Source organism: Bacillus sp. NPDC057893 (assembly GCF_042796455.1).
Classification (GTDB): domain Bacteria; phylum Bacillota; class Bacilli; order Bacillales; family Bacillaceae_G; genus Bacillus_A.
Window position 1 is genome coordinate 551,881 of the sequence record NZ_JBHVNG010000002.1, and the last position, 26,375, is coordinate 578,255.

The following is a 26,375-nucleotide window of genomic DNA, read 5'->3' on the forward strand; positions in this document are numbered from 1 at the left end:
TGAAATGGTATGACATCAAATAATGAGCGAGAAGACATTTCTCAATCTTTAAAAGTATTTATTGCATTATCCCGTGTACATCGTTCTGTTATGGATACTACAAATAAATCCATACAAAGTAACGGATTAAATCCAACTGAGTTTGCTGTATTAGAATTACTATATCATAAAGGAGGCCAACCACTTCAGCAAATCGGTGAGCGTATTTTAATAGCAAGTGGCAGCATTACATACGTTGTAGATAAGCTAGAGAAAAAAGGGCTTGTAAAACGAATTCCATGCCCAAATGATAGGCGTGTTATTTATGCGCAATTAACGGAGTCTGGAGAGAGCTTTATTGCTTCTATTTTTCCAGGTCATGAGCAAGTTATACATCAGTCTTTTGAAATGTTAACGAAGGATGAGAAGGATGAATTACTTGATCTATTAAAAAAAATTGGAAAGTATGAAAAATGATGATATGTTCCAAAGAAGCTTTGGATAAAGAAATCCAAGGCTTTTTTGTGTGTATATATTCATGACATCATCTACCGCATTTTGCTGAAGAATAAGAGGAGATTTGTAAGTAAGCATTGAATTATAGTAATGATGCATATAATGGAGAGGGGGCTCGTTCATGTCATTTAAAGACTATGAATATAAACGGCCAAATATTGAAGAATTAAAAGAGAAGTTTATTGTTGCTTTAGAAAAGTTCGATAAGGCAAAAACGCTTGAAGAACAACAACAAGTAATTAATTCAATTAATGAAATTCGTAATGATTTTGGTACAATGGGGAACCTTTGTTACATTCGTCATTCTGTTGATACGACAGATGTTTTTTATAAGGAAGAGCAAGATTTCTTTGATGAATACTCACCAGTTGTGCAAGGCTATGGAACAAAATATTATAAGGCATTAATTAATTCTCCATTCCGTGAAGAATTAGAAGCGTATTATGGAAAGCAATTATTTGCTCTAGCTGAATGTGATTTAAAAACATATTCAGATGAAGTAGTGAAAGATTTACAATTAGAGAATAAATTGTCTTCACAATATACACAGTTATTAGCATCTGCAAAAATTGACTTTGCAGGAGAAGAAAGAACGTTATCGCAACTTATTCCGTTTATGCAAGGAAAAGAAAGAAGCGAACGTAAAGCAGCAAGTGAAGCATACTACGGATTTTTAGCTGAGAATGAGGAAGAGTTAGATCGTATTTATGATGAGCTTGTTAAAGTGAGAACGAAAATCGCAAAAACACTTGGTTTTAAAAACTTTGTTGAATTAGGATATGCAAGAATGTATCGTACAGATTATAACGCTGAAATGGTAGCGAACTATCGTCAGCAAGTATTAGATTATATCGTTCCGGTTGCAACAGAGTTAAGAAATAGACAAAAAGCACGCATTGGTGTAGAAAAGCTCGCTTATTATGATGAAAACTTTGAGTTTGCTACAGGTAATCCAACTCCAAAAGGTGATGCCGATTGGATTATTAATCACGGGAAAACGATGTATAAAGAATTATCAGCTGAAACAGATGAATTTTTTAATTTCATGCTTGATAATGATTTATTAGATTTAGTTGCGAAAAAAGGAAAAGCTGGTGGTGGATATTGTACATATATCGAGAATTATAAAGCGCCATTCATCTTCTCAAATTTTAATGGAACGTCTGGTGATATTGATGTATTAACACATGAAGCTGGTCATGCTTTCCAAGTATATGAAAGTCGCAAGTATGAAATTCCAGAATATAATTGGCCAACATATGAAGCGTGTGAAATCCATTCAATGAGTATGGAATTCTTTACATGGCCATGGATGAAGTTATTCTTTGAAGAAGATGCGGATAAATATTACTTCTCACACTTAAGTTCAGCACTTCTATTTTTACCGTACGGTGTATCTGTAGATGAATATCAACATTATGTATATGAAAATCCAGAAGCATCGCCAGCGGAACGTAAGTCAGCATGGCGTAACATAGAGAAGAAGTATTTACCACATCGTGATTATGAAGATAATGATTATTTAGAGCGTGGTGGTTTCTGGCAACGTCAAGGCCATATTTATAGCTCACCGTTCTATTATATTGACTACACGTTAGCTCAAATTTGTGCACTGCAATTTTGGAAACGTGCAAGAGATAATAGACAAGAGGCTTGGGAAGATTATGTGAATCTTTGTCAGCAAGGTGGAAGTAAATCATTCTTAGAATTAGTAGAAGTTGCAAATTTAACATCACCATTCGCTGAAGGGTGTGTAAAAAGTGTAATTACAGAAATTGAAGAGTGGTTACGTGCTGTTGACGACACAAAATTGTAAAAAACATGCACTTTTTTCACATGTTTAACATCGACATAATGGAAAAATGATGAGATAATAAAAGAAAATTCAGAATTATTTTAGGGGTGTTTCTAATGGGGAGCACCCCTTTTCACCAACAAAAAGGGGGAAAGCACTATGCTTCAATCTAATATGGATGTTAGTTTAGAAACTTTAGTCCACTCATTACAGTCTACACGAAGCACGCTGTTATCAGAAATTGAAATGTTAAATGATACGGAGGTGAATGTAAAGCCACGCCGTGATAAATGGAGTATTATTCAAATTTTGCATCATTTGCATTTAGTTGAACAGTCTGTCACATCTGCCCTTGTATATGCTTTGCAAAAAAAAGAAAGAAAACTTGCTCCATTTAAAGACCTCCAACTTACGCTTGATCGCACACATAAACGAGAAGCTCCTCAACAAATGAAACCAACAGAAACATTAATGAAAAAACTGCAAGGAATTCAATTACTAGAACATTCACGACAAGAATTATTTCATGCACTTCATAGTGTGATAGATGAAAAAGAATTATTTGAAAATGGATTAAAACATCCTATTTTTAATGATTTGAATTTATATCAATGGGTTCAATTTTTGGATTTACACGAACAAAGACATCTTACACAGCTAAAAGAAGCGAAACATGCAATTTTACAGCGGTAAAGTAAAACTTTAATCAAGGGGCATATCACTGATTATTAGTCCGCAACAATCGGGCTGCCATCAAATAGCGGGAAAAAGGAAAAGAAGCGGCGAACCGCTTCTTTTTCCTTTTTTACTCATGCATAGTTTTATTTCTTATTTTGGAATACTACATGAGGAAGAGAAAAAGGAGTTGAAAAGTATGTCAAAGAAAAAGAGAGAAGAAGAGCGTGAATGGAAAGCTCGGAAAGAAAATCAAAAGCCACATGGAAAGGTGAAAGCTTTTGCAGAATTAGTTGAAGGAACAGAAAAAACGTGATGAACTTCATCACGTTTTTTGTATGAGTGGGAAAGTTAATAAGAAAGTTGTACCTGTACCTTTTTCGCTTATAATATCAATCTTTCCATCCATTGCTTGAATGACGCTGAAGACGACCATCATTCCGAGTCCGGTCCCTTTTTCTTTCGTTGAGTAGAAAGGTGATCCAAGGCGTTTTACTTGTTCTTGATCCATACCAATACCTGTATCTTTTATATATAATTGTATATGCTTATGATCTGGAACTAATGTAAGAATAAGGTCACCACCGTTAGGCATAGCCTCAATACAGTTTTTAAAAATATTTAATAAGCATTGGTTCAGCTTTTGCTTTTCACCAGCTATAAAGAAGGATGTACTTTGTTTTATGTAATGTATACGAACATTTGCTAAATTGGCGAGAGGTGTGATCAAAGACAACGCATGAAGTAATTCGTCCTCTACTTGTAATTGTTGTTCTTTTTCAATACTCGGTTTTGCAAAAGTTAAGTAGTCTGTAAGAACATGATTTGCTTGTTCGATACCATTGATGGCTATGTCGATATATAATTTTCGTTCTTCCTCAGAACATGTATCCGATTGTAAAAGTTGCAAAAATCCTTTCGTTGAAGTTAAAGGATTGCGAATTTCATGAGAGATGGAAGCTGCCATTTCACCGATTAAATGAAATTTTTCAGCATTCATAAGTTCATTTTGGAGACGAACTTGCGTTTGTAATATGTGTAGCAAATATAAAATAAGGATTGTACCAAGCATCGTACATAGTTCGTACACGATAATATGTGGTATATAATCTGCCGTATTTGTAACCTCTGAAAGGAAAAATGGTATCCAGCCAAATCCGAATATGAGGCTGTAGAAGATAGCGAGTGCTATTTTTATACGATTAGAACTTCGGTTAAACAGTTTGTATGTTAATAGTAGAACAATGAATAGTAGAACCGAAGCGATAAAGGATGGGAAAACACCTACCCCTCCTAATAAAAAGCGGTATATGTTTAATACAGCTAAGATGGATGCACCGGCAATAGGACCACCTGTTAATGTACCGACAATTAATACGATATGACGCATATCAAATTGAAATCCATAATTTGTTTTTGCTGCGAAAGTGATACATAGTATGGTAGCGAGGCAACATAATACAATAAATATAGCTGAATTTAATTTAGGAGAGCGTTTCCCTTTTTGATTCCAAAATAAATGATATACAAGCATTGTAACAAGGATGGATAATATATTTAAAAAGAGATAAATAATAAAGAGTTTCAGTGGGATGCCTCCTCTCTTCTCACATTAAATTAATCATACTATAAAATGAAAGAAATGAAATATGAAATAGCGGAAAAAATCAGAAATTTTTTCTGGTAGTATACAATATGTTACAATAATCTTTGTCAATGAAAGAAGAAATTCCGTGCACTGCATGGGAGAGGTTCGCGAACTCCCTCTATAAAAAACTATGGAAACAACAATATCATTAGGTATTGTTTTGTTTTTTTATTGTGACAGTTCAAGAACGTTCTTTCTTCTTATTCGTAGTAGAGAAGGAGAATGAGTGAAATGAAAAAAGAAAAAGCAGTTGTTGTTTTTAGTGGTGGACAAGATAGTACAACATGTTTATTTTGGGCAATACAACAGTTTGCAGAAGTGGAAGCTGTAACGTTTAATTACAATCAACGTCATAAGTTGGAAATTGATTGTGCAGTGGAAATCGCGAAAGAGTTAGGAATTAAACATACGGTACTAGATATGAGTTTATTAAATCAACTTGCTCCAAATGCGTTAACGAGAACGGATATGGAGATTACACATGAAGAAGGTGAATTGCCATCAACATTTGTAGATGGACGAAATTTACTGTTTTTATCATTTGCGGCTGTATTAGCAAAACAAGTTGGAGCACGTCATATTGTAACGGGTGTATGTGAAACTGATTTCAGTGGTTATCCAGATTGTCGTGACGTGTTTGTGAAATCATTAAACGTTACATTAAATTTATCTATGGACTATCCGTTTGTTATTCATACACCACTTATGTGGATTGATAAAGCAGAGACATGGAAATTATCTGATGAACTTGGAGCATTTGAATTTGTTAGAGAAAAAACATTAACATGTTATAACGGAATCATTGGTGATGGTTGCGGTGAATGTCCAGCATGTCAACTTCGTAAAGCAGGATTAGAAACGTATCTACAAGAACGCGAAGGAGCGAGCAACTAATGGATAACTTTTTTGGATTTCGCATCGTAGAAAATTTGCAAAAAATGGACAAGGATATTCAGCGTGAACAACTCAAATATCATAATAAAAGAGTAATGGTCAGCAAGGAATTTACATTTGATGCAGCGCACCATTTACACTGCTATGAAGGGAAATGTAAAAATTTACATGGTCACACATATAAAGTCGTATTTGGAATTAGCGGATATGTAAATGAAATAGGCCTTGCAATTGACTTTGGAGATATAAAAGAGATTTGGAAAAATGAAATAGAAATTTATTTAGATCATCGTTATTTAAACGAAACATTGCCAGAAATGAATACGACTGCTGAAAATATGGTCGTTTGGATCTATGAAAAGATGGCAGAAGCATTAACGAAAGATAATCGTGCGAACGAATACAAGGGAGCTCGTGTTGAATTTGTTCGTCTTTTTGAGACGCCGACTAGTTATGCGGAAGTAAGACGGGAGTGGATGCTCGATGAGTAAAATCCCCGTCTTAGAAATATTTGGTCCGACCATTCAAGGAGAAGGGATGGTTGTAGGACAAAAGACAATGTTTATCCGTACAGCGGGCTGTGATTATAGCTGTGCTTGGTGTGATTCTGCTTTTACATGGGATGGATCGGCCAAAGATCAAATTAAACAAATGACACCGGAAGACATTTGGAATGAGCTTGTAGAAATTGGTGGAGAAAATTTTTCTCATGTTACGATTTCGGGTGGAAATCCTGTTTTGCTGAAAAATATGCAATTTCTTCTTTCTATATTAAAGGAGAATGGAATGCGAACAGCGGTAGAAACGCAAGGGAGTAAATGGCAAGATTGGTTGCTTCAAATTGATGAGGTAACGATTTCTCCAAAACCACCAAGTTCAACTATGCAAACAGATTTTCAGATGTTAGATTCTGTTATTCATAAACTAGCAGAGAAAGATTTTAGTTTAAAAGTAGTAGTATTCGATGATCAAGATTTTGAATATGCAGTTAAGATGCACGAGTGTTATCCGAATGTACCATTTTTCTTACAAGTAGGAAATGATGATACGAAAACAGTGGATGATGCGGTGCTTATAAAAAACTTATTAGAAAAATATGAATGGCTTATTGAAAAAGCTGTGAATTGTAAAGAAATGAATGATGCGAAAGTACTGCCTCAGCTTCATGCGTTAGTATGGGGAAATAAACGAGGGGTATAATGAGAAGGGATGTTTAAAATGGCAGGAAGATTAGATGAAGATTTAAAAGATGTAACATTATTAGGAAATCAAAATACAAAATATTTATTTGAATATAGCCCGGGAATTTTAGAGGTATTTGATAATAACCATCCAAACCGTGATTACTTTGTAAAATTCAATTGTCCTGAATTTACAAGTTTATGTCCGAAAACAGGACAACCAGATTTTGCAACAATTTATATTAGCTACATTCCAGAACAAAGAATGGTAGAGAGTAAATCTTTAAAGCTATATTTATTTAGCTTCCGAAATCATGGTGACTTCCACGAAGATTGCATGAACGTTATTATGAATGATTTAATTAAATTAATGGATCCACGCTATATTGAGGTATGGGGGAAATTTACACCACGTGGTGGTATTTCAATCGATCCATACTGCAACTACGGTCGCCCAGGAACGAAGTATGAACAAATGGCAGACTACCGCATGATGAACCATGATCTATATCCAGAAACAATTGATAATCGTTAATATATAATAGAAAGAAAGGATCTGTATAACATACAGATCCTTTCTTTCTATTATATTATGCATTTTGATTGATGACAGTATAGTTTTTATGACTTACAACTGTAAGAGGTTCCATATCTAGTTCTCTAAAATTCTCCATAATTGTTATATCAACAATAACGGAGTTTTGATTTACCTTTTGAACACGGCCTTGCATTCCACCTTTAAATTCAATGATATCTCCAGTTTCTGCGATCTGCATAAGCAACTCTCCTTGTTCTAGTTTTCCCAAAAAAAGAATAATTTGGGCTTTTTTATTTCCTCCTATTTTGAACTATATTTACTACTTTGTAAATGTTTCCAAAGCAAAAATTCGAAAAATATTCACTTTTTGTAAGAAAATATGTAAAAAAATATTGTTTAGGGGAGGAATGATGAAAGTGCATACATCTTTATATAGGAGTATAATGAAAGATACAATAACCTACTAAAGTGGGAGGAATTAGGGGCGGTAAAATGAGGTTTGAAGTTGTGGGGAGCTTTATAGCGATTTTATTATTTTTATTTTCTTATATACAGTTGAAGAAAGTGCGTCATCATGAAACAACTACATATTTTGATGGACTGGATGGTGTGCACACATCGATAACACATGATAGTGGTGGGGATATATAACTTTCTTTTTATGCATGGTATGATGGCAATAAGAAATAGTACGTAATATAGTTCGTAAGTGATGAATGGGGAGTGGAAAGAATGCGAATTTCTTTTATTCGTCATGGTCGTTTGGACAGTACTATAGAGCCAATGACAATTATTTCATTTCGTGAATGGATGAAGCAATATGATTTAGGGACTACAGCAAAAGAAACTCCTATACCAATTGAAACAATTGAGATGATTGAATCAGCGAATTTGGTCGTAACGAGTGATCAGAGGCGTGCTGCGCGATCAACAGCCGAATTAACGGATTCTTTATCTTTTATGCAAAATCCTCTTTTTAGGGAAGCTGAAGTTCCAACGAGTTTTTATGCTCCAAAATGGTTGAAATGTAAACCTAATGTATGGATGTTTATTGGACGTACACGATGGATAGCTGGTTATAGTAAAGATGTTGAGTCTTATAAGGAAGTACGAGAAAGAGCAAGGCAAGCTGCTAATATGTTGCACCGCTATGCGCTCGTACATGGACGTATTGCCCTTGTAGGTCATAGTTATTTTAATGCGATGATCGGGACTGAACTGAGGGCAATGGGGTGGTCTGGTTCGCCTATTTTCCATAGGAAGCCATGGGGATGTACAACGTATACATTTCATGAGGCGATGGATGGAAATGTATTAAATACAAAATTAACTTAAAAGAGGCTGCCCCTTTGGCAGCCTCTTTCTCTACATAACAAGCAAAAAAGAATTGTCCTTTTAAGATATAGAAACCAATGACCGTAATGGTTTTATTAGATGGGCATACGGTTCGCCAACGAGCATAACGATGTTATCTTTTTTGTAACCAAGTTTTTCATATAGTGAACAAGCGCGTTTGTTTTCTAAATTAACAAGTAAGGCAATTTGTTCATGACCTTTTTCAGTTGCATGAAGTTCAGCTGCATCGATTAATTTAGAGCCAATGCCACGTCCACTGTACATATTTAAAACTGACAACGTGTCAATATAATACTCATCAAGTTCAGCTTCTTTTTCTAACGTAATGGATTCGTCTTCATGTAGTTCTCTTAAGTGGTGTACGATTGGTGCATCAAGTTGCTCAGCGTCACTACCGTGATAAACGACAATAACTCCAACTACCTTTCCATCTTGTTCAGCCACTAAACAGTTTTCATAGCTCAATCGATTATTTTCTTTTGCGAACCATGTTTCAAGTCCTAGTATCACTTTTGCTTCAACTGTACTACCTGTGATTTTTTCAGCAATTTCGTGCAGAGCGTTATACAGTAAAGGTGCAACTCCTACCGCATCTGTCTTTTTTGCTTTCCGAATCATAGTATCCCTCCTAGTTCTATTTGTATATTGTAGCATAAAATAAAATAACAAACAGTGGATTGGAACTTTGTTATACAGAGCGTCAAAAAGTTTGATATAGAGAAGTAGCTATGTTAGTATATGATATTTAGTGCGAATATAATAAAGTGATATAGCTATAAAAATAATGAAAGTGAATTACATAATAGTAACGGGATAATTTTACCGTTGTCGACCTATAGAAGATGCGATAAAATAAACTATTGCAGAGAGGTGAAATACATGGATAAACAATTAGCAAATGCAATTTTGGATCAGCTGAAAAATGGTGAAATAAAGGAGTATGTTGCGACGAAAGATGTATTTTATACGTTCAGGGAAGTTGTTGTAAATCGAGAAGATTTTAAACATATTATCGGGAACGCACAGCGCGGTGGACAGGTAATTTATGCATATTCAGAAACACCACGTTCATAAATAGAAGATAAAGGAGAGGAGAATTATGGGGGATTTTAAACAAGGCATATTGCCACATTGGGATTACATGTGGAAAGATAGAGCTGGGAATAGGTTTATGGGAATGGTTATGTATCCAGAGAAACGAAAATGTTCAGCAAAAATGCTTCGGAAAATAAAAAGAGCATATGAGCAAGCAATAGAAATTAAAGTAACTGTACAAGTTCAACATACATATCAGTACGTAGAAGGAATGATTGTATACTTTGATGAAGAAGCTCCTGTATGTACAATGCTTGATAAAGATGAGAATCCACATCATATATTTGTAAAAGATATTTTGCGTATTGAGCACCCTGAATAATTTTTTTCATAAATAAATTGAAGTTCCATAATAATAATCTTTTTCTATAATAGTTATCTTTTAGTATGTAACGAGGAACGAAAGAGTATGTATAAATATTTAATAAAGTAAAATTGATAAATGTAATCGTTTTTTGGAACAGATTATCGTTTAAGGTCTGTTCTTTTTTGCGTGATGCTGGAGAAATATATTACTCCAGCATTTACTGTTTTATGACAAAAAATATTGTTAACTTTTTAAAAAATAAGGTTAAATTCGTTGACAACTTTTTTGAAAAGCACTTTATTGACATGAGTTTTAGAATGTTGTTTCATAGTCTTTGTATTGAAAAAAATCGACGGTCATGTCGAAAAGTAAAAGTTAAAAAAAGAAAGAATTTATACATATATCTTGTGTCTTATTTTGAAACGTAATACAATATATAGAGAAATCAAGAAACGACATACAGAGAATATAGATTGGAGAGGGAGGGTCGGAAATGTTAGTTGCATATGATTCTATGACAGGAAACGTGAAGCGTTTCATCCACAAATTAAATATGCCGGCCGTTCAAATTGATGAAGCTCTAGTATTAGATGAAGACTTTATTCTTATTACGTATACAACAGGTTTTGGAAATGTACCGGAACGTGTTTTAGACTTTTTAGAACGCAATAATGAAAAATTAAAAGGCGTATCTGCAAGTGGCAATCGTAATTGGGGAGACATGTTTGGTGCAAGTGCTGACAAAATTTCTACTAAATATGAAGTGCCTATTGTATCAAAATTTGAGTTATCTGGAACAAATAATGATGTAGAATATTTTAAAGAAAGGGTGCGGGAGATTGCGACACATTGAACTGAATAATGAAATCACGCAAATGCAGGACGGTTTTTATCAGCTTCATAAAGATAAAGAGGCATTAGAAGTCTTTATGGAAGAAGCTAGAGAGAATACCGTTCATTTTAATAGCGTGGCAGAGCGAATGGAGTATATGAAAGAACATGATTACTATTACAACGTTCTGGACGAGTATAGCTTGGAGGAAGTAGAAGGAGTTTATAACATCGCTTATGGTGAAAACTTCGAGTTCCAATCTTATATGGCAGCATCTAAGTTCTATAAAGATTATGCGTTAAAAACGAATGATCAAAAACAATACTTAGAAAGCTATGAAGATCGTGTAGCAATTGTTTCATTATACTTAGGACGCGGTGATGTTGCGAAGGCAAAACACTTCGCAAGCATGATTGTAAAACAAAACTACCAACCAGCGACACCAACCTTTTTAAATGCGGGACGAAGCAGAAGAGGAGAAATGGTGTCTTGTTTCTTGTTAGAGATGGACGATAGCTTAAATTCAATCGGCTTTAACATTAATACTGCAATGCAATTATCGAAAATCGGTGGTGGAGTAGCTTTAAACTTATCTAAGCTACGCGCACGTGGTGAGCAAATTAAAGGTATTGATAACGCCGCAAGTGGTGTAGTGCCTGTTATGAAATTGCTTGAAGATTCGTTTTCATATGCGAATCAACTTGGCCAACGAAAAGGTGCCGGAGCTGTATACTTAAACATTTTCCATTGGGATATTATTGAATTCCTTGATACAAAAAAAATAAATGCCGATGAGAAGAGCCGTATTCAGTCTCTATCAATCGGAATTATCGTTCCAAGTAAGTTCTTTGAGCTTGCTGAGAAAAACGAACCTTTCCATGTTTTCGCGCCTTATACAGTATTTAAAGAGTACGGAAAACATTTAGATGATATAGATATCGACGAAATGTACGATGAATTAATGAGCAATCCGAAAGTGAAGAAGAAGCCACTAGATATTAGTGCGCGTGATATGCTTATTAAAATTGCTATGATTCAGCTTGAGTCTGGTTACCCATACTTAATGTTTAAATCAAATGCAAATAACCAACATCCACTGAAGGATATTGGAACTGTGAAGATGTCGAACTTGTGTTAAATATGTAGCACCTTCTAGTAGAAATGCTAGTCGAAAACTCCGTTAAACGGGGAAAGCCTCAAGTTTGAGGTAACCTACCGTGCTAAATCTTATCTTAGAATGAAAATATAAAAGTTCAGAATGTATCTTATTATTTTGTATAGCAGAGTTATTGAACAACATAAAGTAATAAGAGACTTTCTGAAAGATTAAGATAAGTAAAAGCCTAACGACTATCCCATTTGGGAGTAGAGCGCAAGCGATTGGCGTTCGAAAAGCGGAGCACCTAACCAGGTAATGCTGTAGGTGGTGATATAGTCTGTCCTGTATGGTGACATACAGCAGTTGCATGAGCAACGGACCGAGGAGTAGCGAACTCGGTTGAACATTCGAGACAGAAATCTTCCAGTTACAAGAAACTTCTGAAATAAATGATTATGGTACAGAAGACATTATCCGTCGTGATATTAACTGTAACTTAGGATCGTTAAATATCGTAAACGTAATGGAAAATAAAGAAATTCGTGAAGCAGTTCATGCGGGAATGGAAGCTTTAACAGCTGTTTCTGATATGACGATCATTCCGAATGCCCCAACTGTGAAAAAAGCAAATGATGAGCTTCATTCAGTTGGACTTGGAGCAATGAACTTACACGGATATTTAGCGAAAAATAAAATCGCTTATGAAAGTGCTGAAGCGAAAGAATTCGCTCGTACATTCTTTATGATGTTAAATTACTACTCGATTGAGAAAAGTATGGAGATTGCTAAAGAAAAAGGCGAAACATTTAAAGACTTCGATAAGTCTGATTATGCAAACGGCACATACTTTGAAAAGTATGAAACGACAGATTACAGCCCAGTAACTGAAAAAGTTCAGCAATTATTTGAAGGAATTCATATTCCAACAAAAGAAGATTGGACAAATTTAAAAGAGCAAGTACAGAAGAATGGTTTATACAACTCATATCGTCTTGCAATCGCTCCGACACAATCGATCAGTTACGTTCAAAATGCAACTTCAAGCGTAATGCCGATCGTAAGTCAAATTGAATCAAGAACGTATGCGAATGCGACAACATATTATCCAATGCCGTATTTATCAAAAGATACGTTCTGGTACTATAAATCTTCTTATGATATGAATCAGTTTAAATTAATTGATTTAATCGCAGAAGTTCAAGAACATATTGACCAAGGAATTAGTACCATTCTTTATGTTAATAGTGATATTTCAACACGTGAGTTAGCACGTTACTACATTTATGCACATAAAAAAGGCTTGAAGAGTCTTTATTATACGAGAACACGTAAATTAAGCGTGGAAGAGTGCGTGGCTTGTACCGTTTAATATAAAAAGTGAGACATTATGAGCAGGGTTTTTCTGAACCCTGCTCATGCTTAGTTATCAATTTTTTATGTTTATTTAGAGAAGGGGCGATTTAATGCGTGCGGTAAACTGGAACAAAAAAGAAGATGATTTTAGTTTAATGTTTTGGAAGCAAAACATCGCTCAGTTTTGGACAGAAGAAGAAATCGCAGTGTCTTCTGACAAAAATACTTGGGCACAATTATCAAAAGAAGAGCAAATTGCTTATAAGCGTGTATTAGGTGGTTTAACACTTTTAGATACGAAACAAGGCGGCGAAGGGATGCCTCTTGTACTTGTTCATCTTGAAAATTTACAAGCGAAAAGTGTATTAGCTTTCATGGGCGCTATGGAAGAAGTACATGCGAAGAGTTACAGTCATATTTTCACAACGTTAGCTACTGAAGAAGAAATTGATGATATTTTTGAATGGGTAGATAACCATCCATTACTTGAGAAAAAGGCTGGTATTGTTACTAGTTACTATCGTCGTTTATTAAAGCCTGAAGTAACGAAAAAAGAGTTATACATGGCAATGGTAGCAAGTGTGTTCTTAGAAAGTTACTTATTCTATAGTGGGTTCTTCTATCCACTTTACTTAGCAGGTCAAGGCAAATTGACGGCAAGTGGTGAGATTATTAACTTAATAATTCGTGACGAGTCAATTCACGGCGTATTCGTTGGTATTTTAGCACAACAAATCTTCGCGGAACTTTCTGCAGAAGAGCAACAAGAAGTACAAACGGAAACGCAAGAGTTATTAATGAAACTGTATGAAATTGAATTGGCATATACAGAAGAAATTTACACTTCTATCGGTCTTGTAGAGGATGTAAATCGTTTCGTTCGTTACAATGCGAATAAAGGACTTATGAACTTAGGGCTTGAGCCGAAGTTTGAAGAAGAAGAAATTAATCCAATCGTTTTAAATGGTTTACGTACAGATACGAAAAACCATGACTTCTTCTCTGTAAAAGGAAATGGTTACGTAAAAGCAACGAATGTTGAAAAGTTAGCAGACGATGACTTCGTATTCAATTTTTAATATAGTGTTATAGAAAAAGCTGTCTTTATAGAAAAGACAGCTTTTTTGCTATGAATAGTTTACATAATGTTATTATTTCATGGAAATATTTTAATCTTGTAAAAGCCCAATTTGTGAGGAAGTGGGAATCAAGAAAAAACACGGATTAAGGTTTTATTTTCATATTTAGTCGTATGAGAGATTGAATAACTTATGTCAAAATGAATAAAAAATGAGAAGAAATGAGAAGAAATGAGGCCCAATTTCACCTATACGTTCTTTTTAATATTGAATTTTTAAACTCTAGAAATTTTGGCTTAAAAATTGCATGAATATTTAAAAAGCAACAAAAAGGGAGGTAATACTCGGTGTGATATATAGTTAATTGAAAACGCTTCCTTTTGATTGTCGATTTTTAAATGGAAATTAGATAGAGAAAGTAGGAGGAATGATAGGTGGGGAAAGTAGTTGGTTTAAAACGTTCATTAGGGCTTTGGTCAATTGTTATGCTAGGGGTCGGGTATATGACACCGATGGTTGGGTTTGATACATTTGGAATCGTTTCTGAAAAAACGGGTGGTCATGTTCCAGGAGCTTATCTTATTGCATTAGCGGGGATGCTGTTTACCGCTGCAAGCTACGGCAAAATGGTAAAGGCTTTTCCTACCGCAGGATCTGCTTATACGTATACACAGAAGACAATTAGTGCAAGGCTTGGGTTTCTTGTTGGATGGTCCGCGTTATTGGATTATTTGTTTCTACCAATGGTGAACGCACTATTAACGAGAATTTATATGTCAGCATTTTTCCCAAGTGTTCCTAGTTGGGTATGGGTAATTGGCTTTGTTCTCCTTGTTACATTAATAAATATGATTAGCGTAAATGTTACTGCTAATTTCAATACGTTCTTAGTAATATTTCAAGTGTTAGTAATGGCCGTATTTGTTTTTCTAGTTATAAAAGGCTTATTAGCGGGAGAGGGAACAGGAGAAGTTTTTTCCATTCAGCCGTTTTTTCAATCAGATATACAAATATCACCGTTAGTTGCAGGTGCAACAATTCTTTGTTTCTCATTTTTAGGTTTTGATGCAGTAACTACATTTTCAGAAGAGACACCAAACGCGGAGAAAACAATTCCTCGAGCTATTTTTCTTACTGCTTTAATCGGCGGAGTTTTATTCATTACTACTACGTATTTTACACAATCTATGTTTCCAGATACATCTGTATTTAAAAATCAAGAATCAGCATCTCCAGAAATTGCGCTATATGTTGGTGGGAAATTATTTCAAGCTTTCTTTTTAGTAGGAACCCTTATGGGGACACTTGCGTCTGGTTTAGCTTCTCATACAAGTGTATCCAGGTTATTATACGTAATGGGGCGAGATAATGTAATTCCGAAGAAAATATTCGGGTACATTCATCCTCGCTGGCGAACTCCAGTATATAATATTATTTTTGTAGGAATTATTTCGCTCTTCGCTATATTCATTGATTTAGAAACAGCAGCATCTCTTATTAACTTTGGAGCACTTATTGCATTTACATTTGTTAATTTGTCTGTAATTTCTTACTATATAATCAAGAAAAAAAGATATAAAACGATAAAAGATTTCTTAAATTATCTAGTTATGCCTATTTTGGGTGCTGCTACTGTAGCGGTACTATGGTTTAACCTCAATATCCATTCACTTATTTTGGGACTTGGCTGGGCTGCTATCGGAATTGGGTACCTCCTATATATTACGAACATGTTTCGTTCAGCTCCTCCGCAAATGCATTTTGAAGAAGTACAGGAAATATAAAAAAGCAAAAGACATCGGGAATGGATCCGATGTCTTTTGCTTTGAAGATCATGTAACCAATGCAGTATTGCATAATTCATTCAACGATTCATAAGAAAGAGGGGCAAGTCTAGGGAGGATGGCTGATAAATGATGGTCCATATAGTATTTTCATTTGGCACAATTATTGCTTTGTACAATTAGTAAAAATATAAAAGCGGGGTGTTATGGTCGTAATCCAAGCAGAAAACATAATACAGTTGAACTTGAAAATCATTTCATTGAAGGTGGTTGCAAAGTTGTAGGAATAGCACGTCTAATATGCTAGTTGCATTTTTAACCTAAAGGAGGGACCAAATGAAACTGGATATTTTATTAGAAGAAGTGGAGAGACAACAAATCGGCTATTATTGCATTTTGTCGAATAGTCATCGTTACGATATAGCTGTTACGTATTCGCAACAGTTTCTTGGAAAAGCAATGGTTACCTCAATTCAAAATGGGAGAATGGTTTTATTAAGTCAAGAAGATATTGGAGAGGAACAATATTGGGCACCAAGGCTAGGAATTGAGGTAGAAGATATAGAAGAGCTTCAAAGCTTTTTCTATATGATTCTTCAGTCACAAAGGTTAGAAGAACAATATTAATAGAATAAGAGAAAGGGATGATTGATTGTGTATTATGATATTATTACGAGTCCGTGTTATGGAATAATTGAAAAAGTGTCTATTAATAAGGATTCACGAATTTATGAATGGGAGCCATTATTCTCTATTAAAGATATGAATGGTAAACTGGAAGTAATTAAGATGGGATGTAGTGGAGAAGTTCAATCTTTAGAAGTAGAGGCAGGAGATAAAGTAATTCCAGGTATGGTATTAGCTTACATTCAAGAAGATCTTTTCGTTAGTGGTAGTGATTAATGATAGAACAATGAGGAAGATGGAGGCATTCATCTTCCTTTTTTTAGTAAGTAAAGGAAAAAACGTTTTATTTTCAGATTAATTAAAAAAATCTGTATTTAATGATACAATACAAATTACATAGTTCAAAGGAGGAATAGCAGAATGTTTTCCATTGCTCATAAAAAAATTAGACCTATTGTTTCTCTATCTATCGATCAATCTGAAAAGGAATGGAATATAGATGTTGAAAATATAAAAGAATCTTTTCTATTTTTAAAAAGAGGGGAGAAATTATTTGCATACGTTCATGTGAAGGATCTGCTATCAAATAGTAAGGGATTAACTGCTAAGGTATTGCTTTCAAATGCTGTTTCACTAGATACAATATGTCATCTTAGTAAAGATATTTCTTTAACAGCTCTTTTTCAAATTATTGGAGCGCCGATTGCGATAGTAAAAAATGAAATGGATGAGCTAACAGGATATATAAGAAGAGAGGATGTTTTTGCAGAACTATTTAAACAAGAAAATCAGAGTGTTGATATATTGAAAATTATTTTAACATCTATTCCAATGGGGATTTTTGTAGTAGATCGTGAAAAGAAAATTGTAAATTGCAATGAGTCTGGTTTGAAGATGATTAAATCGACTCCTGAAAAAATTATGAATGTACCAGCAGAACTGATTTTTAATGAAGAGCACATTAATAATGTATTTACAACTGGAAAAACGATCTTGAATCAATTACAAATCACAAATGAGATGGGTGTATTAGTTGACTATAGTCCGATTCCAAACTTTGATCAAAATATTGAAGGAATGGTTATTATTGTGCAAGATTTGCCGATGGTCGAGGACATGGCGATGGAAATTGAATATATAAAGGATTTAAATAAAGATTTACATGCAATCTTGTCTAGTATTTATGATGAAATATTAGTTGTTAATCATAAAGGGGAAATAATTCGTTATAGTGAAACTGTTATCAATGATTTTTGGGGGAGTAATTTGAAAGACCTGTTAGGAAAAAATCTTTTAGACTTAGAAAAGAAAGGATTATTTAGTCCATCTGTTACGCGATTAGTGTTGGAAAAACAAAAAAAGGTATCAGTTGTACAAGAAACAAAAAGCGGAAGAAAAATATTAGCAGTTGGAAACCCTGTATTTAATGAAAACGGAGAGCTTCATCGTATTATTATTGCCTCAAGGGATATTACCGAAGCAACGAGATTGAAGACGGAATTACATGAAATAAAGAAGATATCAAAGCAATATAAGAAGGAGTTAGATGACTTTAAAAACAAAGATCGTTTTCTTAAGAAGCTTATTTACTGTAGTCCGAAAATGGAGCAAATTATTAACCAAGCTAAAAAAATAGCAGATTTTTCTTCCAATGTTCTTATTTCTGGAGAATCTGGCGTCGGAAAAGAAGTAATTGCTCAGGCAATTCATCAACTTGGAAACCGATCTTCAAAGCCGTTTTTAAAATTAAATTGTGGTGCAATTCCAGAAACTTTGTTAGAAAGTGAACTATTTGGTTATACGAAAGGTGCTTTTACAGGAGCCGATAAAAATGGGAAAGAAGGATATTTTAAGCGAGCTGATCAAGGTATTTTATTTTTAGATGAAATTGGAGAAATGCCTTTACATTTGCAAGTGAAATTGCTTAGAGTCCTGCAGGAACAAGAAGTAATTCCTATTGGAAGTACAATACCTACGAAAATAAATGTACAAATTATTGCTGCTACAAATAAGAGTCTTGAAAAGATGGTGGAATCTGGAACGTTCCGTGAAGATTTGTTTTATCGCCTAAATGTAATTCCGTTGCGAGTTCCTCCTCTACGAGAGCGAATGGAAGATGTTCCGGTACTTGCCTTTCATTTTTTGCAACAGTTAAATGAAAAATATAATAAAAATTATCATTTAACTCCAGATGCACTTAGCTTACTAGAGTTTTACTCATGGCCAGGAAATGTACGTGAATTACAAAATATGATTGAACGTTTAGTAGTATCAGCAGACGATCCAGTAATTGAAGCGGAGTTTGTCAGTAAGTTTTTAACACCTGGTTATGACTTTAAAAAATCAAAACCAGTTATTACAAGAGTATTACCATTACAAGAAGCATTACATTCTGTAGAAGAACAATTGATTTTACTTGCAATGAAGCAGTATAAAACAACGACTAAGGCTGCAAAAGCTCTTGGAATCAGCCAATCTTCAGTGAGTCGTAAATATCAAAAAATTGTTAGTGAAAAAGGGATAGCGGCTGATATCATCTCTTATTCCTAAAAAAGGAGAAGGTCACATAGACTTCTCCTTTTTGTGTGCGCCCAGCATGTACATATTCTCTAGGGTTCAAGTCCGGGGGCATGAAGGCGGTAGCGGTAATGATTAGCGTTCCGTTTTATGCAAAATAGAATAGTGTATGCGAAAATGCATAAATTATTTGTTGTTTTTAAGAAAATAGTCAGTTTATGTATGATTCCTTTGAATTTTAAATATTGGCATGAAATTTGCTTATAAATATATAAACGATCGATAAAGGAGGATTCAATATAGTGCTAGATTTAAAAATGTATGTAAATGGTGAATGGAGAGACTCTAGTAATCAAGAGAAAAGAACGATTATTAACCCTGCGAATGGCAAGGGTATAGCATATGCACCTGAGGGAACGATTGAGGATGCAAAATACGCGATAGAAGTGGCAAGAGCGGCTTTCGATAGCGGAATTTGGTCAGAAACATCAACTGCTCAAAGGGCATCATATTTATTTAAAATAGCAGATGAAATTGATAAAAATATGGAAGAATTAGTGTACCTTGAAACAATGGATAATGGAAAAACGTACCGTGAGGCAGAAGGAGATATTGGAGATGCAGCGGCTTGTTTTCGCTATTATGCCGGATTGATTACAAAGCCAGATGGTCAAACATATCATGTAGCCGATCCGATGCAAGCGATGGTTGTAAGAGAGCCAGTTGGTGTTTGTGGATTAATTGTTCCATGGAATTATCCACTATTGATGAGTGTATGGAAAATTGCACCTGCTTTAGCAGCTGGAAATACAATTGTGTTTAAACCTTCTGAAATGACACCAATCACTGCAACAAAGCTATTCGAAATCCTTGAAAAAGTAGGGCTACCAAAAGGTGTTGCCAATATGGTAATGGGGGCTGGCCCAATAGTAGGGAATGAAATTGCAGCAAGTAATAAAGTGGATATGATTTCCTTTACAGGTGGAACAAAAACAGGTAAGCACATTATGAGAACAGCGGCAGATAATATGAAAAAGATTTCGTTAGAACTTGGAGGGAAATCTCCAAATATTATTTTTGCAGATGCAGATTTTGAGACCGCTATTGATTATGCTCTATTCGGTATTTATGCAGGTAGCGGACAAGTATGTTCAGCAGGATCAAGAATCCTTGTAGAAGAAAAGATTTATGATAAATTTGTTAATAGTTTTGTAGAGCGAGCACAGCAAATTAACGTTGGGCCTGGTGATAATCCAGAATCAGAAATGGGGCCACTTGTAAGTCAAGAACATATGGAAAAAGTATTACGTTATATTGAAATTGGGAAAGACGAAGGTGCAAACGTTGCTTGCGGAGGTAGACGAATAATGGAGGATGGAAAAGGTGATGGTTTCTTTATTGAACCAACAGTCTTTGTCAATGTAAAACCTGATATGCGTATTGTCCAGGAAGAAATCTTCGGTCCTGTTGTAGTAATTCAAAAGTTTAAAGACGAACAGGAAGCAATTGAGTTGGCAAACGGTACAGACTATGGTTTGGCTGGAGGGGTATTTACAGTTGATGGTGCAAAAGCAATGCGTGTGATTCGCAAACTTCGCGCAGGAATTACGTGGATTAATAGCTATCATCCAACATACAATGAGGCACCTTGGGGCGGATATAAGCAAAGTGGTATAGGTCGTAGTCTAGGAACGTTTGGTTTAGAAGAATTTCAAGAAATTAAGCAGATTAATATAAATCTAGAAGTAGAACCAATAGGTTGGTTTGCAAATAAAAAAAATGTAGGAGTGAATTAGATGGGAACGAACGTAGAAAATAAATTGAATGAGAAAGATGTAAAAGGTTCAAATGTAAATGAGTATATTACGAAAGTACTACAGTTAATTGAAAAAGAAAAGGTTACTGAAGAAGAGGCAAACTGGATTCAAAAAGAAACAGTAGACGGATTTAGAGAGCATGTAAACCCTGGTTTTCTTGCTTATAGAAAAACAGTAACAAAAGATGGACAATTTGCAGCAGTAGAGTGGTCAGATGAAGGATCTTGTTTCATGGATATTAACGGTAAAAGATATATTGACTGTTTAGGTGGATTTGGAATTTATAATGTTGGTCACCGTAATCCGAAAGTGGTAAAAGCTGTGACAGATCAATTAAAACGTCAAGCATTGCACAGTCAGGATTTACTGGATCCACTTCGAGCAATGCTTGCAAAGATTTTAGCGGATATTACACCTGGTGATTTGAAATACGCCTTCTTTACAAACAGTGGTACAGAAAGTGTGGAGGCAGCATTAAAACTAGCAAAAATGTATAGTGAGCGAACAACGTTCATTGCTACAACTCGTGCCTTCCATGGTAAGAGCCTTGGTTCCTTATCCGGAACGGCAAAAGGAATGTTCCGTAAGCCATTCTTACCATTGATTCCAGGTTTTCGTCACGTTCCATTTGGCGACATTGAGATGATGAGAAAAACATTTGAGACATGTGCATTAGTAGGAGAAGATGTTGCAGCAGTTATTTTAGAGCCAATTCAAGGGGAGGGCGGCATTATTTTACCTCCAGAAAATTATTTGAAACAAGTGCGAGAGCTTTGTGATGAGTTTGGATCACTCCTTATTTTTGATGAAGTGCAAACTGGAATGGGACGTACAGGCAAAATGTTTGCGGCAGAATTATATGATGTTGTGCCGGATATTATTTGTCTTGCGAAGGCGTTTGGTGGAGGTGTAATGCCGGCGGGAGCTATTGTTGCGAAAGAAACAGTATTCAAAAGTTGGTTTGAAAATCCATTTATGCATACAACAACATTTGGAGGAAATCCTCTTGCATGTGCTGCTGCAATTGCAACAATCCATGTATTATTGGAAGAGAAATTACCGGAACGAGCTATGGAAGTTGGGGAGTATTTCTTGAATGGATTGAAACAAGCAGCAGAAGGGCACGAAGATAAAATCTTTGAAATTCGTGGTCAAGGTTTAATGATTGGGATTGAATTCCATAAAGACGAGATTGGTTATGAAGTGTCAAAGGCGATGTTTGATCAAGGAATTCTTGTTGCGGGAACATTAATTAACTCAAAAACAATTCGTATTGAACCATCCCTTACAATTAGTTATGAAGAAGTAGATACAGTTATTAATACGTTTAAATCTGTGCTAACTCAAGTAAAAGTAAAATAGATTTTGTATAAGGTTATATGTGAATTCAAACGATTGAAACTATAATCAGAATAGATTTATTTATATTTTATTACAGGAAGGCAGTGTAACGAAAAGTTACACTGCCTTTTTATTACATTTTTTGTTGTAAGTATTTACATGTAATTTGTCTTAGTGTACTATTTAACTAACACACTAAGACAGGAGGGGAGAAATGAAAATCGAATTTTCTCCAAATACACCAATTTATATTCAGGTAATGGAATACACAAAGAAAGAAATTGTAACGGGTCATTTATTGCCTGGTGATAAAATTCCCTCCGTACGTGAATTAGCGAGTGAATTGCAAGTAAATCCAAATACGATTCAGCGTACATTTCAAGAACTAGAACGGGATGGAGTTGTTGTAACACGTAGAGGAATGGGGCGATATGTAACGAATGAAGGGGAGAAAATTATGGAGCTGCGAAAAGATATGGCGAAAGAATTACTTCATTCTTTTATAGATGGAATGGACAATTTAGGTTTTTCAGAAGAAGAAATTCTTTCAATTCTTCGTTCTTCATTAAATAAGAAAAGGGAGGAGAACGAATGACAGAGCTATTAAAAATAGAAAATCTATGGAAGCGATATGGATTGAAAGCAGTAATCCGGGAATTAAGCATAGAGATTACAGAAGGAAAAATCGTTGGGCTTGTTGGAGATAACGGGAGCGGGAAAACGACATTATTGAAAATGATTGCAGGGCTGCAGCATCCTTCAGAAGGTAGCATAGCAATTAACGGTAAAAAAATAGGGTTAGAGACGAAAGAAATCGTTTCATTTATGTCTGATAAGCCAGTCTTTGATGATTGGATGACTGTAAAAGATGCATTATTCTTTTATAGAGATTTTTATAAAGACTTTGATATTCAAAAAGCAGTAGATACGATTGCGGAATTTAAAATACCATTAGAAGAAAAAATTACAGCATTATCAAAAGGTATGGTTGAAAAGCTTCAAATTATTTTAACGTTTTCTCGAAAAGCGAAGTTATACGTACTGGATGAACCACTTGGCGGGATTGATCTTGTTTCTAGAGAACACGTACTTGAGCTAATCCTTAAATTTTATCGTGAAGATTGTACGCTGCTTATATCGACTCATTTAATAAGAGAAATCGAAAATATATTTGATGAAGTAATCTTTTTGAAAGATGGAGAAATAATATTGCATGAAAATGTGGAAGAACTACGATTTCAAAAGGGCAAAGCAGTACATGAGCTGTTTAAGGAGGCCTATGGGAAATGAGTCAGCTTTTTCGTTATCTGTATAATTGTAATAAGAGAAAGATAGCCATTATTTACTTCGGATTTATTACAGTTTCATTAATTCTTTTATTTAATATGAAAGGAGTTTCAGGAGTTAGAATTTCAGGTAGGCAAGATATAATCATTATTATATTTTTTATCGTACTAAGTATAAATGGATTTGCAATTCTTCTAACAGGTATATCGTCTTTTCGAAAAATGCTAAAAAGCTCTATGCTACGTTATACTTCTATTTCAGCACAAAAGTATATATGTGCAAATGTTTTATTTTGTGTACTACTCTTTATGATTTTGCTAGGAATAGGAATCATTTTTCTATACTATTTTTCTTTAAATATTTACAATGGAAAAACAGATTTAGGTGTTCAGCAAGCAATCCACAGTTTATATGATTATGGAATATTACATCATTTGTTATCTATTTTTTTATGGGGACTAGATTTTATTAATATGCTAGTTTCTATTTATTTAATTATAGTAATTGTAAAACTATTCAATGTGAAATCATCGATGAACAAGATTGTTTGCGTAGTTTTATTCGTCGTTTTTATCGCATTTAATGGGGGAATAACGTATATTTTTCAGCAAATAGAAAAGTACGTGTTTGCTATAAATAATATTGGATTTATAGATCAAGATGGTTTTTTAAATACATCATTCTATTCTGGTACAGAGATTACAGTTTTAAATCTATGTTTTAATTGTTTATTAACAATTATATTACTAGTAGTTACAGGTCGCGTAATCGATAAAAAACTAGAAGTCTAAAGGAGGAGTCAGCATTGGGAAACGTAGTAGTGAAATTAGAAAATGTTCGAAAAAAGATTGGTAAGACAGAAATTATTCAGGGCTTATCATTTGAGGTTCAAGAAGGAGAAGTATACGGGTTCCTTGGACCGAACGGTAGTGGTAAGACGATGACAATTCGTATGATGACAGGTCTTATTTCGATGACAGAAGGTGATATTACAATTTGTGGCCATAGTATCCGCACAGAGCGTGAAAAGGCGCTAGAGCAAATTGGAGCGATTGTAGAAAATCCCGAGTTATATGATTATATGACAGGAATGCAAAACTTAAAGCAGTTTGCAAACATGGCAATTACCCCAATTAGTAAAGAGCGTATCGCTGAAATTGTAAAGCTTGTTGATTTAGAGCATGCCATTCATAAAAAGGTGAAAACATATTCACTTGGAATGAAACAACGCCTAGGAATCGCACAAGCGTTACTTCATCAACCAAAAATATTAATTTTAGATGAACCGACAAACGGATTAGATCCAGCTGGTATTCGCCAAATTCGTGACTATTTACAACGATTAGCGAAGGAAGAAAATATTGCAGTCATTGTATCAAGTCATTTATTAAGTGAAATTGAATTAATGTGTGACCGCGTCGTTATTATAAAGCAAGGTGAGTTTGTGCAAGAGTATAACTTACATGAACAAGCGAAGCATGATGAAACGGTAGTTGTAGCGTTTGAAGTAGATCAAGTTCAGAAAGCAAATGAAATCATTGAAGGTAAGGAACAAGGGAATGTAATTGTGACATCTATAATGAAAGAAGAGATTCCGCAAATTGTAAAAGAGCTAGTAAATGCTGATGTACTCGTATACGGTGTTACTGTTCAAAATAAAACGTTAGAGGATGAATTCTTAGCGATTACAGGGGGAGTGAAAGCGTAATGTTTAAATTAATTCAAAATGAATTTTTGAAGTTACATGCGAAAAAAGGTATGTATATTTTAATAGGTGTAATTGCAGCATTGGAGATTTTGGGAGTTTTAGCGATGCTGAAATGGGGAGGAGGACATGAGTTTAAAGGATCATATTTAGATTTTGTAAGTTCAGATATTGGTTTAATTACCTTGTTTGCAACAATTTTTGGAATTACGATTGCTTCTCGTACAATTACTGATGAGTTTCAAAAAGGTACAATTAAGCAGTTATTAATCCGTCCGAGAAAACGAATTACAGTTTTGTTCTCTAAATATATTACAGTGTTACTTACTATATTATTTATCATATTTGCTAGCACGTTAATCGCAATGATTATTGGCGGGATTGTAATGGATGGTAGTAAAACAGAATTAACGTTAGGAATCATAATGAAGTCCATTTTATATCAAGTACTTTCACCGTTCTTCTTTGCAACTCTTGCCTTTTTCTTAGCAAACGTATTTAGAAAGTCTGTATTACCATTAATTATTACGTTGTTCCTATTTTTCTTGCAAGGAGCAATTAATATGGTGCTAATAATGTTTGCAAAAGGTGTAGCGAAATTTGTTGTGTTCTTCCATTTAAATTTAAGTGTTTACGACAGCAATAAATTAGTAAGTGGCGGAGTAGAACCACCATTTACAGAATTTACGTTTACAACTTCATTGTTACTTGTAGTTGCATACTTTGCAGTATTACTTGTAGCATCAAGTGTATTATTCCAAAAACGTGACGTATTATAATAGAAAAAATCCCCGTGTTAACGGGGATTTTTATTAACCAATTTTTTTTGATTTATATAGTTTTTAAGTGTGGCAAATACATATTTACTTAGGAATATAATTGTAACTAAGTTGAAGAACATCGATATCGTATATCAAATAAGATCGTTATTATATAATTTAATAGATATG

The 26,375-nt window shown here is 34.5% G+C and carries 29 protein-coding genes, 1 pseudogene and 1 riboswitch; of the genes and pseudogenes, 27 read left to right on the forward strand and 3 right to left on the reverse strand.

Annotated elements, in window-relative coordinates:
• Window positions 1-9 precede the first annotated feature (9 nt).
• The 4 genes from ACFVQC_RS11460 (at window position 10) to ACFVQC_RS11475 (ending at window position 3,281) form a co-directional block, all read left to right on the forward strand.
• The gene (locus ACFVQC_RS11460) at window positions 10-456 is read left to right on the forward strand and encodes a MarR family winged helix-turn-helix transcriptional regulator (RefSeq protein WP_000203343.1); all 447 of its coding nucleotides are present in this window, start codon (window positions 10-12) and stop codon (window positions 454-456) included.
• A gap of 160 nt (window positions 457-616) precedes the next feature.
• Window positions 617-2,311, forward strand: coding sequence for a M3 family oligoendopeptidase (locus ACFVQC_RS11465; protein ID WP_377890599.1), 1,695 nt, complete (start codon window positions 617-619; stop codon window positions 2,309-2,311).
• 138 nt (window positions 2,312-2,449) lie between these two features.
• Complete coding sequence (locus tag ACFVQC_RS11470) at window positions 2,450-2,983, forward strand: DinB family protein (protein ID WP_002149622.1); 534 nt, start codon at window positions 2,450-2,452, stop codon at window positions 2,981-2,983.
• A 181-nt stretch (window positions 2,984-3,164) separates the two neighbouring features.
• Window positions 3,165-3,281 (forward strand): DUF6254 family protein, encoded by a 117-nt coding sequence (locus ACFVQC_RS11475; protein ID WP_377890596.1) that lies wholly within the window; start codon window positions 3,165-3,167, stop codon window positions 3,279-3,281.
• Between the two features lie 9 nt (window positions 3,282-3,290).
• On the opposite strand, the gene ACFVQC_RS11480 is transcribed toward ACFVQC_RS11475, so the two are convergent.
• Window positions 3,291-4,499 carry an ATP-binding protein gene (locus ACFVQC_RS11480; RefSeq protein ID WP_377890594.1) on the reverse strand — a complete coding sequence of 403 codons (1,209 nt, stop codon included), beginning with the start codon at window positions 4,497-4,499 and terminating at the stop codon, window positions 3,291-3,293.
• 208 nt (window positions 4,500-4,707) lie between these two features.
• A riboswitch (PreQ1 riboswitch) is annotated at window positions 4,708-4,751 on the forward strand.
• A 93-nt stretch (window positions 4,752-4,844) separates the two neighbouring features.
• Here ACFVQC_RS11480 and queC point away from each other — a divergent pair.
• The 4 genes from queC to queF are packed head-to-tail and all read left to right on the forward strand — an operon-like array spanning window position 4,845 to window position 7,223.
• Window positions 4,845-5,507 (forward strand): 7-cyano-7-deazaguanine synthase QueC, encoded by a 663-nt coding sequence (gene queC / locus ACFVQC_RS11485; protein WP_377890592.1) that lies wholly within the window; start codon window positions 4,845-4,847, stop codon window positions 5,505-5,507.
• A complete protein-coding gene (queD, locus tag ACFVQC_RS11490) occupies window positions 5,507-5,998 on the forward strand; it encodes a 6-carboxytetrahydropterin synthase QueD (RefSeq protein ID WP_002011526.1) in 492 nt (163 codons plus the stop codon). The genes queC and queD overlap by 1 nt, the downstream gene beginning before the upstream one ends.
• Window positions 5,991-6,707, forward strand: a complete 717-nt coding sequence (gene queE / locus ACFVQC_RS11495) for a 7-carboxy-7-deazaguanine synthase QueE (RefSeq protein ID WP_377890590.1) — start codon at window positions 5,991-5,993, stop codon at window positions 6,705-6,707. The genes queD and queE overlap by 8 nt, the downstream gene beginning before the upstream one ends.
• A gap of 18 nt (window positions 6,708-6,725) precedes the next feature.
• Window positions 6,726-7,223: a preQ(1) synthase gene (gene queF / locus ACFVQC_RS11500; protein WP_002117354.1), complete on the forward strand. Its 498-nt coding sequence runs from the start codon at window positions 6,726-6,728 to the stop codon at window positions 7,221-7,223.
• Between the two features lie 55 nt (window positions 7,224-7,278).
• Here queF and ACFVQC_RS11505 read toward each other — a convergent pair whose 3' ends face one another.
• Window positions 7,279-7,464, reverse strand: a complete 186-nt coding sequence (locus tag ACFVQC_RS11505; protein WP_001165081.1) for a YkvS family protein — start codon at window positions 7,462-7,464, stop codon at window positions 7,279-7,281.
• A gap of 254 nt (window positions 7,465-7,718) precedes the next feature.
• Here ACFVQC_RS11505 and ACFVQC_RS11510 point away from each other — a divergent pair, with 254 nt between their 5' ends.
• Both ACFVQC_RS11510 and ACFVQC_RS11515 read left to right on the forward strand, forming a co-directional pair.
• On the forward strand, window positions 7,719-7,877 hold the full coding sequence (locus ACFVQC_RS11510) for a hypothetical protein (protein ID WP_377890586.1): 159 nt from the start codon (window positions 7,719-7,721) through the stop codon (window positions 7,875-7,877).
• A gap of 81 nt (window positions 7,878-7,958) precedes the next feature.
• Window positions 7,959-8,561: a histidine phosphatase family protein gene (locus ACFVQC_RS11515; RefSeq protein WP_377890584.1), complete on the forward strand. Its 603-nt coding sequence runs from the start codon at window positions 7,959-7,961 to the stop codon at window positions 8,559-8,561.
• Window positions 8,562-8,621: 60 nt separating this feature from the next.
• On the opposite strand, the gene ACFVQC_RS11520 is transcribed toward ACFVQC_RS11515, so the two are convergent.
• Window positions 8,622-9,200, reverse strand: a complete 579-nt coding sequence (locus ACFVQC_RS11520; RefSeq protein ID WP_377890582.1) for a GNAT family N-acetyltransferase — start codon at window positions 9,198-9,200, stop codon at window positions 8,622-8,624.
• 261 nt (window positions 9,201-9,461) lie between these two features.
• On the opposite strand from ACFVQC_RS11520, the gene ACFVQC_RS11525 reads away from it, so the two are divergent.
• The 17 genes and pseudogenes from ACFVQC_RS11525 to ACFVQC_RS11605 all read left to right on the forward strand — a co-directional run bounded on the left by ACFVQC_RS11525 (window position 9,462) and on the right by ACFVQC_RS11605 (window position 26,204).
• A complete protein-coding gene (locus tag ACFVQC_RS11525) occupies window positions 9,462-9,656 on the forward strand; it encodes an abortive phage infection protein (RefSeq protein WP_377890580.1) in 195 nt (64 codons plus the stop codon).
• A 25-nt stretch (window positions 9,657-9,681) separates the two neighbouring features.
• On the forward strand, window positions 9,682-9,999 hold the full coding sequence (locus ACFVQC_RS11530) for a hypothetical protein (protein WP_002201236.1): 318 nt from the start codon (window positions 9,682-9,684) through the stop codon (window positions 9,997-9,999).
• A gap of 478 nt (window positions 10,000-10,477) precedes the next feature.
• Window positions 10,478-10,837, forward strand: coding sequence for a class Ib ribonucleoside-diphosphate reductase assembly flavoprotein NrdI (gene nrdI, locus ACFVQC_RS11535; protein WP_000959445.1), 360 nt, complete (start codon window positions 10,478-10,480; stop codon window positions 10,835-10,837).
• A pseudogene (locus tag ACFVQC_RS11540) lies at window positions 10,824-11,951 on the forward strand (ribonucleotide reductase N-terminal alpha domain-containing protein); the annotation flags it as partial. The gene nrdI and the pseudogene ACFVQC_RS11540, both read left to right, overlap by 14 nt.
• Before the next feature lie 382 nt (window positions 11,952-12,333).
• The gene (locus tag ACFVQC_RS11545) at window positions 12,334-13,284 is read left to right on the forward strand and encodes a ribonucleotide reductase large subunit (protein ID WP_377890681.1); all 951 of its coding nucleotides are present in this window, start codon (window positions 12,334-12,336) and stop codon (window positions 13,282-13,284) included.
• Between the two features lie 94 nt (window positions 13,285-13,378).
• Window positions 13,379-14,347 (forward strand): class 1b ribonucleoside-diphosphate reductase subunit beta, encoded by a 969-nt coding sequence (gene nrdF, locus ACFVQC_RS11550; protein WP_002149605.1) that lies wholly within the window; start codon window positions 13,379-13,381, stop codon window positions 14,345-14,347.
• 434 nt (window positions 14,348-14,781) lie between these two features.
• Complete coding sequence (locus ACFVQC_RS11555; RefSeq protein WP_377890577.1) at window positions 14,782-16,131, forward strand: APC family permease; 1,350 nt, start codon at window positions 14,782-14,784, stop codon at window positions 16,129-16,131.
• Between the two features lie 336 nt (window positions 16,132-16,467).
• On the forward strand, window positions 16,468-16,758 hold the full coding sequence (locus ACFVQC_RS11560) for an SAV0927 family protein (RefSeq protein ID WP_002149603.1): 291 nt from the start codon (window positions 16,468-16,470) through the stop codon (window positions 16,756-16,758).
• Window positions 16,759-16,785: 27 nt separating this feature from the next.
• The gene (locus ACFVQC_RS11565; protein ID WP_002149602.1) at window positions 16,786-17,034 is read left to right on the forward strand and encodes a biotin/lipoyl attachment domain-containing protein; all 249 of its coding nucleotides are present in this window, start codon (window positions 16,786-16,788) and stop codon (window positions 17,032-17,034) included.
• A gap of 144 nt (window positions 17,035-17,178) precedes the next feature.
• Window positions 17,179-19,308, forward strand: a complete 2,130-nt coding sequence (locus ACFVQC_RS11570; RefSeq protein WP_377898396.1) for a sigma 54-interacting transcriptional regulator — start codon at window positions 17,179-17,181, stop codon at window positions 19,306-19,308.
• Window positions 19,309-19,577: 269 nt separating this feature from the next.
• A complete protein-coding gene (locus ACFVQC_RS11575; RefSeq protein WP_377898397.1) occupies window positions 19,578-21,071 on the forward strand; it encodes an aldehyde dehydrogenase family protein in 1,494 nt (497 codons plus the stop codon).
• Window positions 21,072-22,454, forward strand: a complete 1,383-nt coding sequence (locus ACFVQC_RS11580; RefSeq protein WP_002149599.1) for a putrescine aminotransferase — start codon at window positions 21,072-21,074, stop codon at window positions 22,452-22,454.
• Between the two features lie 193 nt (window positions 22,455-22,647).
• Window positions 22,648-23,028 (forward strand): GntR family transcriptional regulator, encoded by a 381-nt coding sequence (locus ACFVQC_RS11585; RefSeq protein ID WP_377890569.1) that lies wholly within the window; start codon window positions 22,648-22,650, stop codon window positions 23,026-23,028.
• Window positions 23,025-23,723 carry an ABC transporter ATP-binding protein gene (locus ACFVQC_RS11590; RefSeq protein ID WP_377898398.1) on the forward strand — a complete coding sequence of 233 codons (699 nt, stop codon included), beginning with the start codon at window positions 23,025-23,027 and terminating at the stop codon, window positions 23,721-23,723. Before ACFVQC_RS11585 ends, ACFVQC_RS11590 begins: the two co-directional genes overlap by 4 nt.
• A complete protein-coding gene (locus ACFVQC_RS11595; protein ID WP_377890565.1) occupies window positions 23,720-24,511 on the forward strand; it encodes an ABC transporter permease in 792 nt (263 codons plus the stop codon). Before ACFVQC_RS11590 ends, ACFVQC_RS11595 begins: the two co-directional genes overlap by 4 nt.
• Before the next feature lie 14 nt (window positions 24,512-24,525).
• On the forward strand, window positions 24,526-25,428 hold the full coding sequence (locus ACFVQC_RS11600) for an ABC transporter ATP-binding protein (protein WP_377890563.1): 903 nt from the start codon (window positions 24,526-24,528) through the stop codon (window positions 25,426-25,428).
• Complete coding sequence (locus tag ACFVQC_RS11605; RefSeq protein WP_377890561.1) at window positions 25,428-26,204, forward strand: ABC transporter permease; 777 nt, start codon at window positions 25,428-25,430, stop codon at window positions 26,202-26,204. Before ACFVQC_RS11600 ends, ACFVQC_RS11605 begins: the two co-directional genes overlap by 1 nt.
• Window positions 26,205-26,375 lie beyond the last annotated feature (171 nt).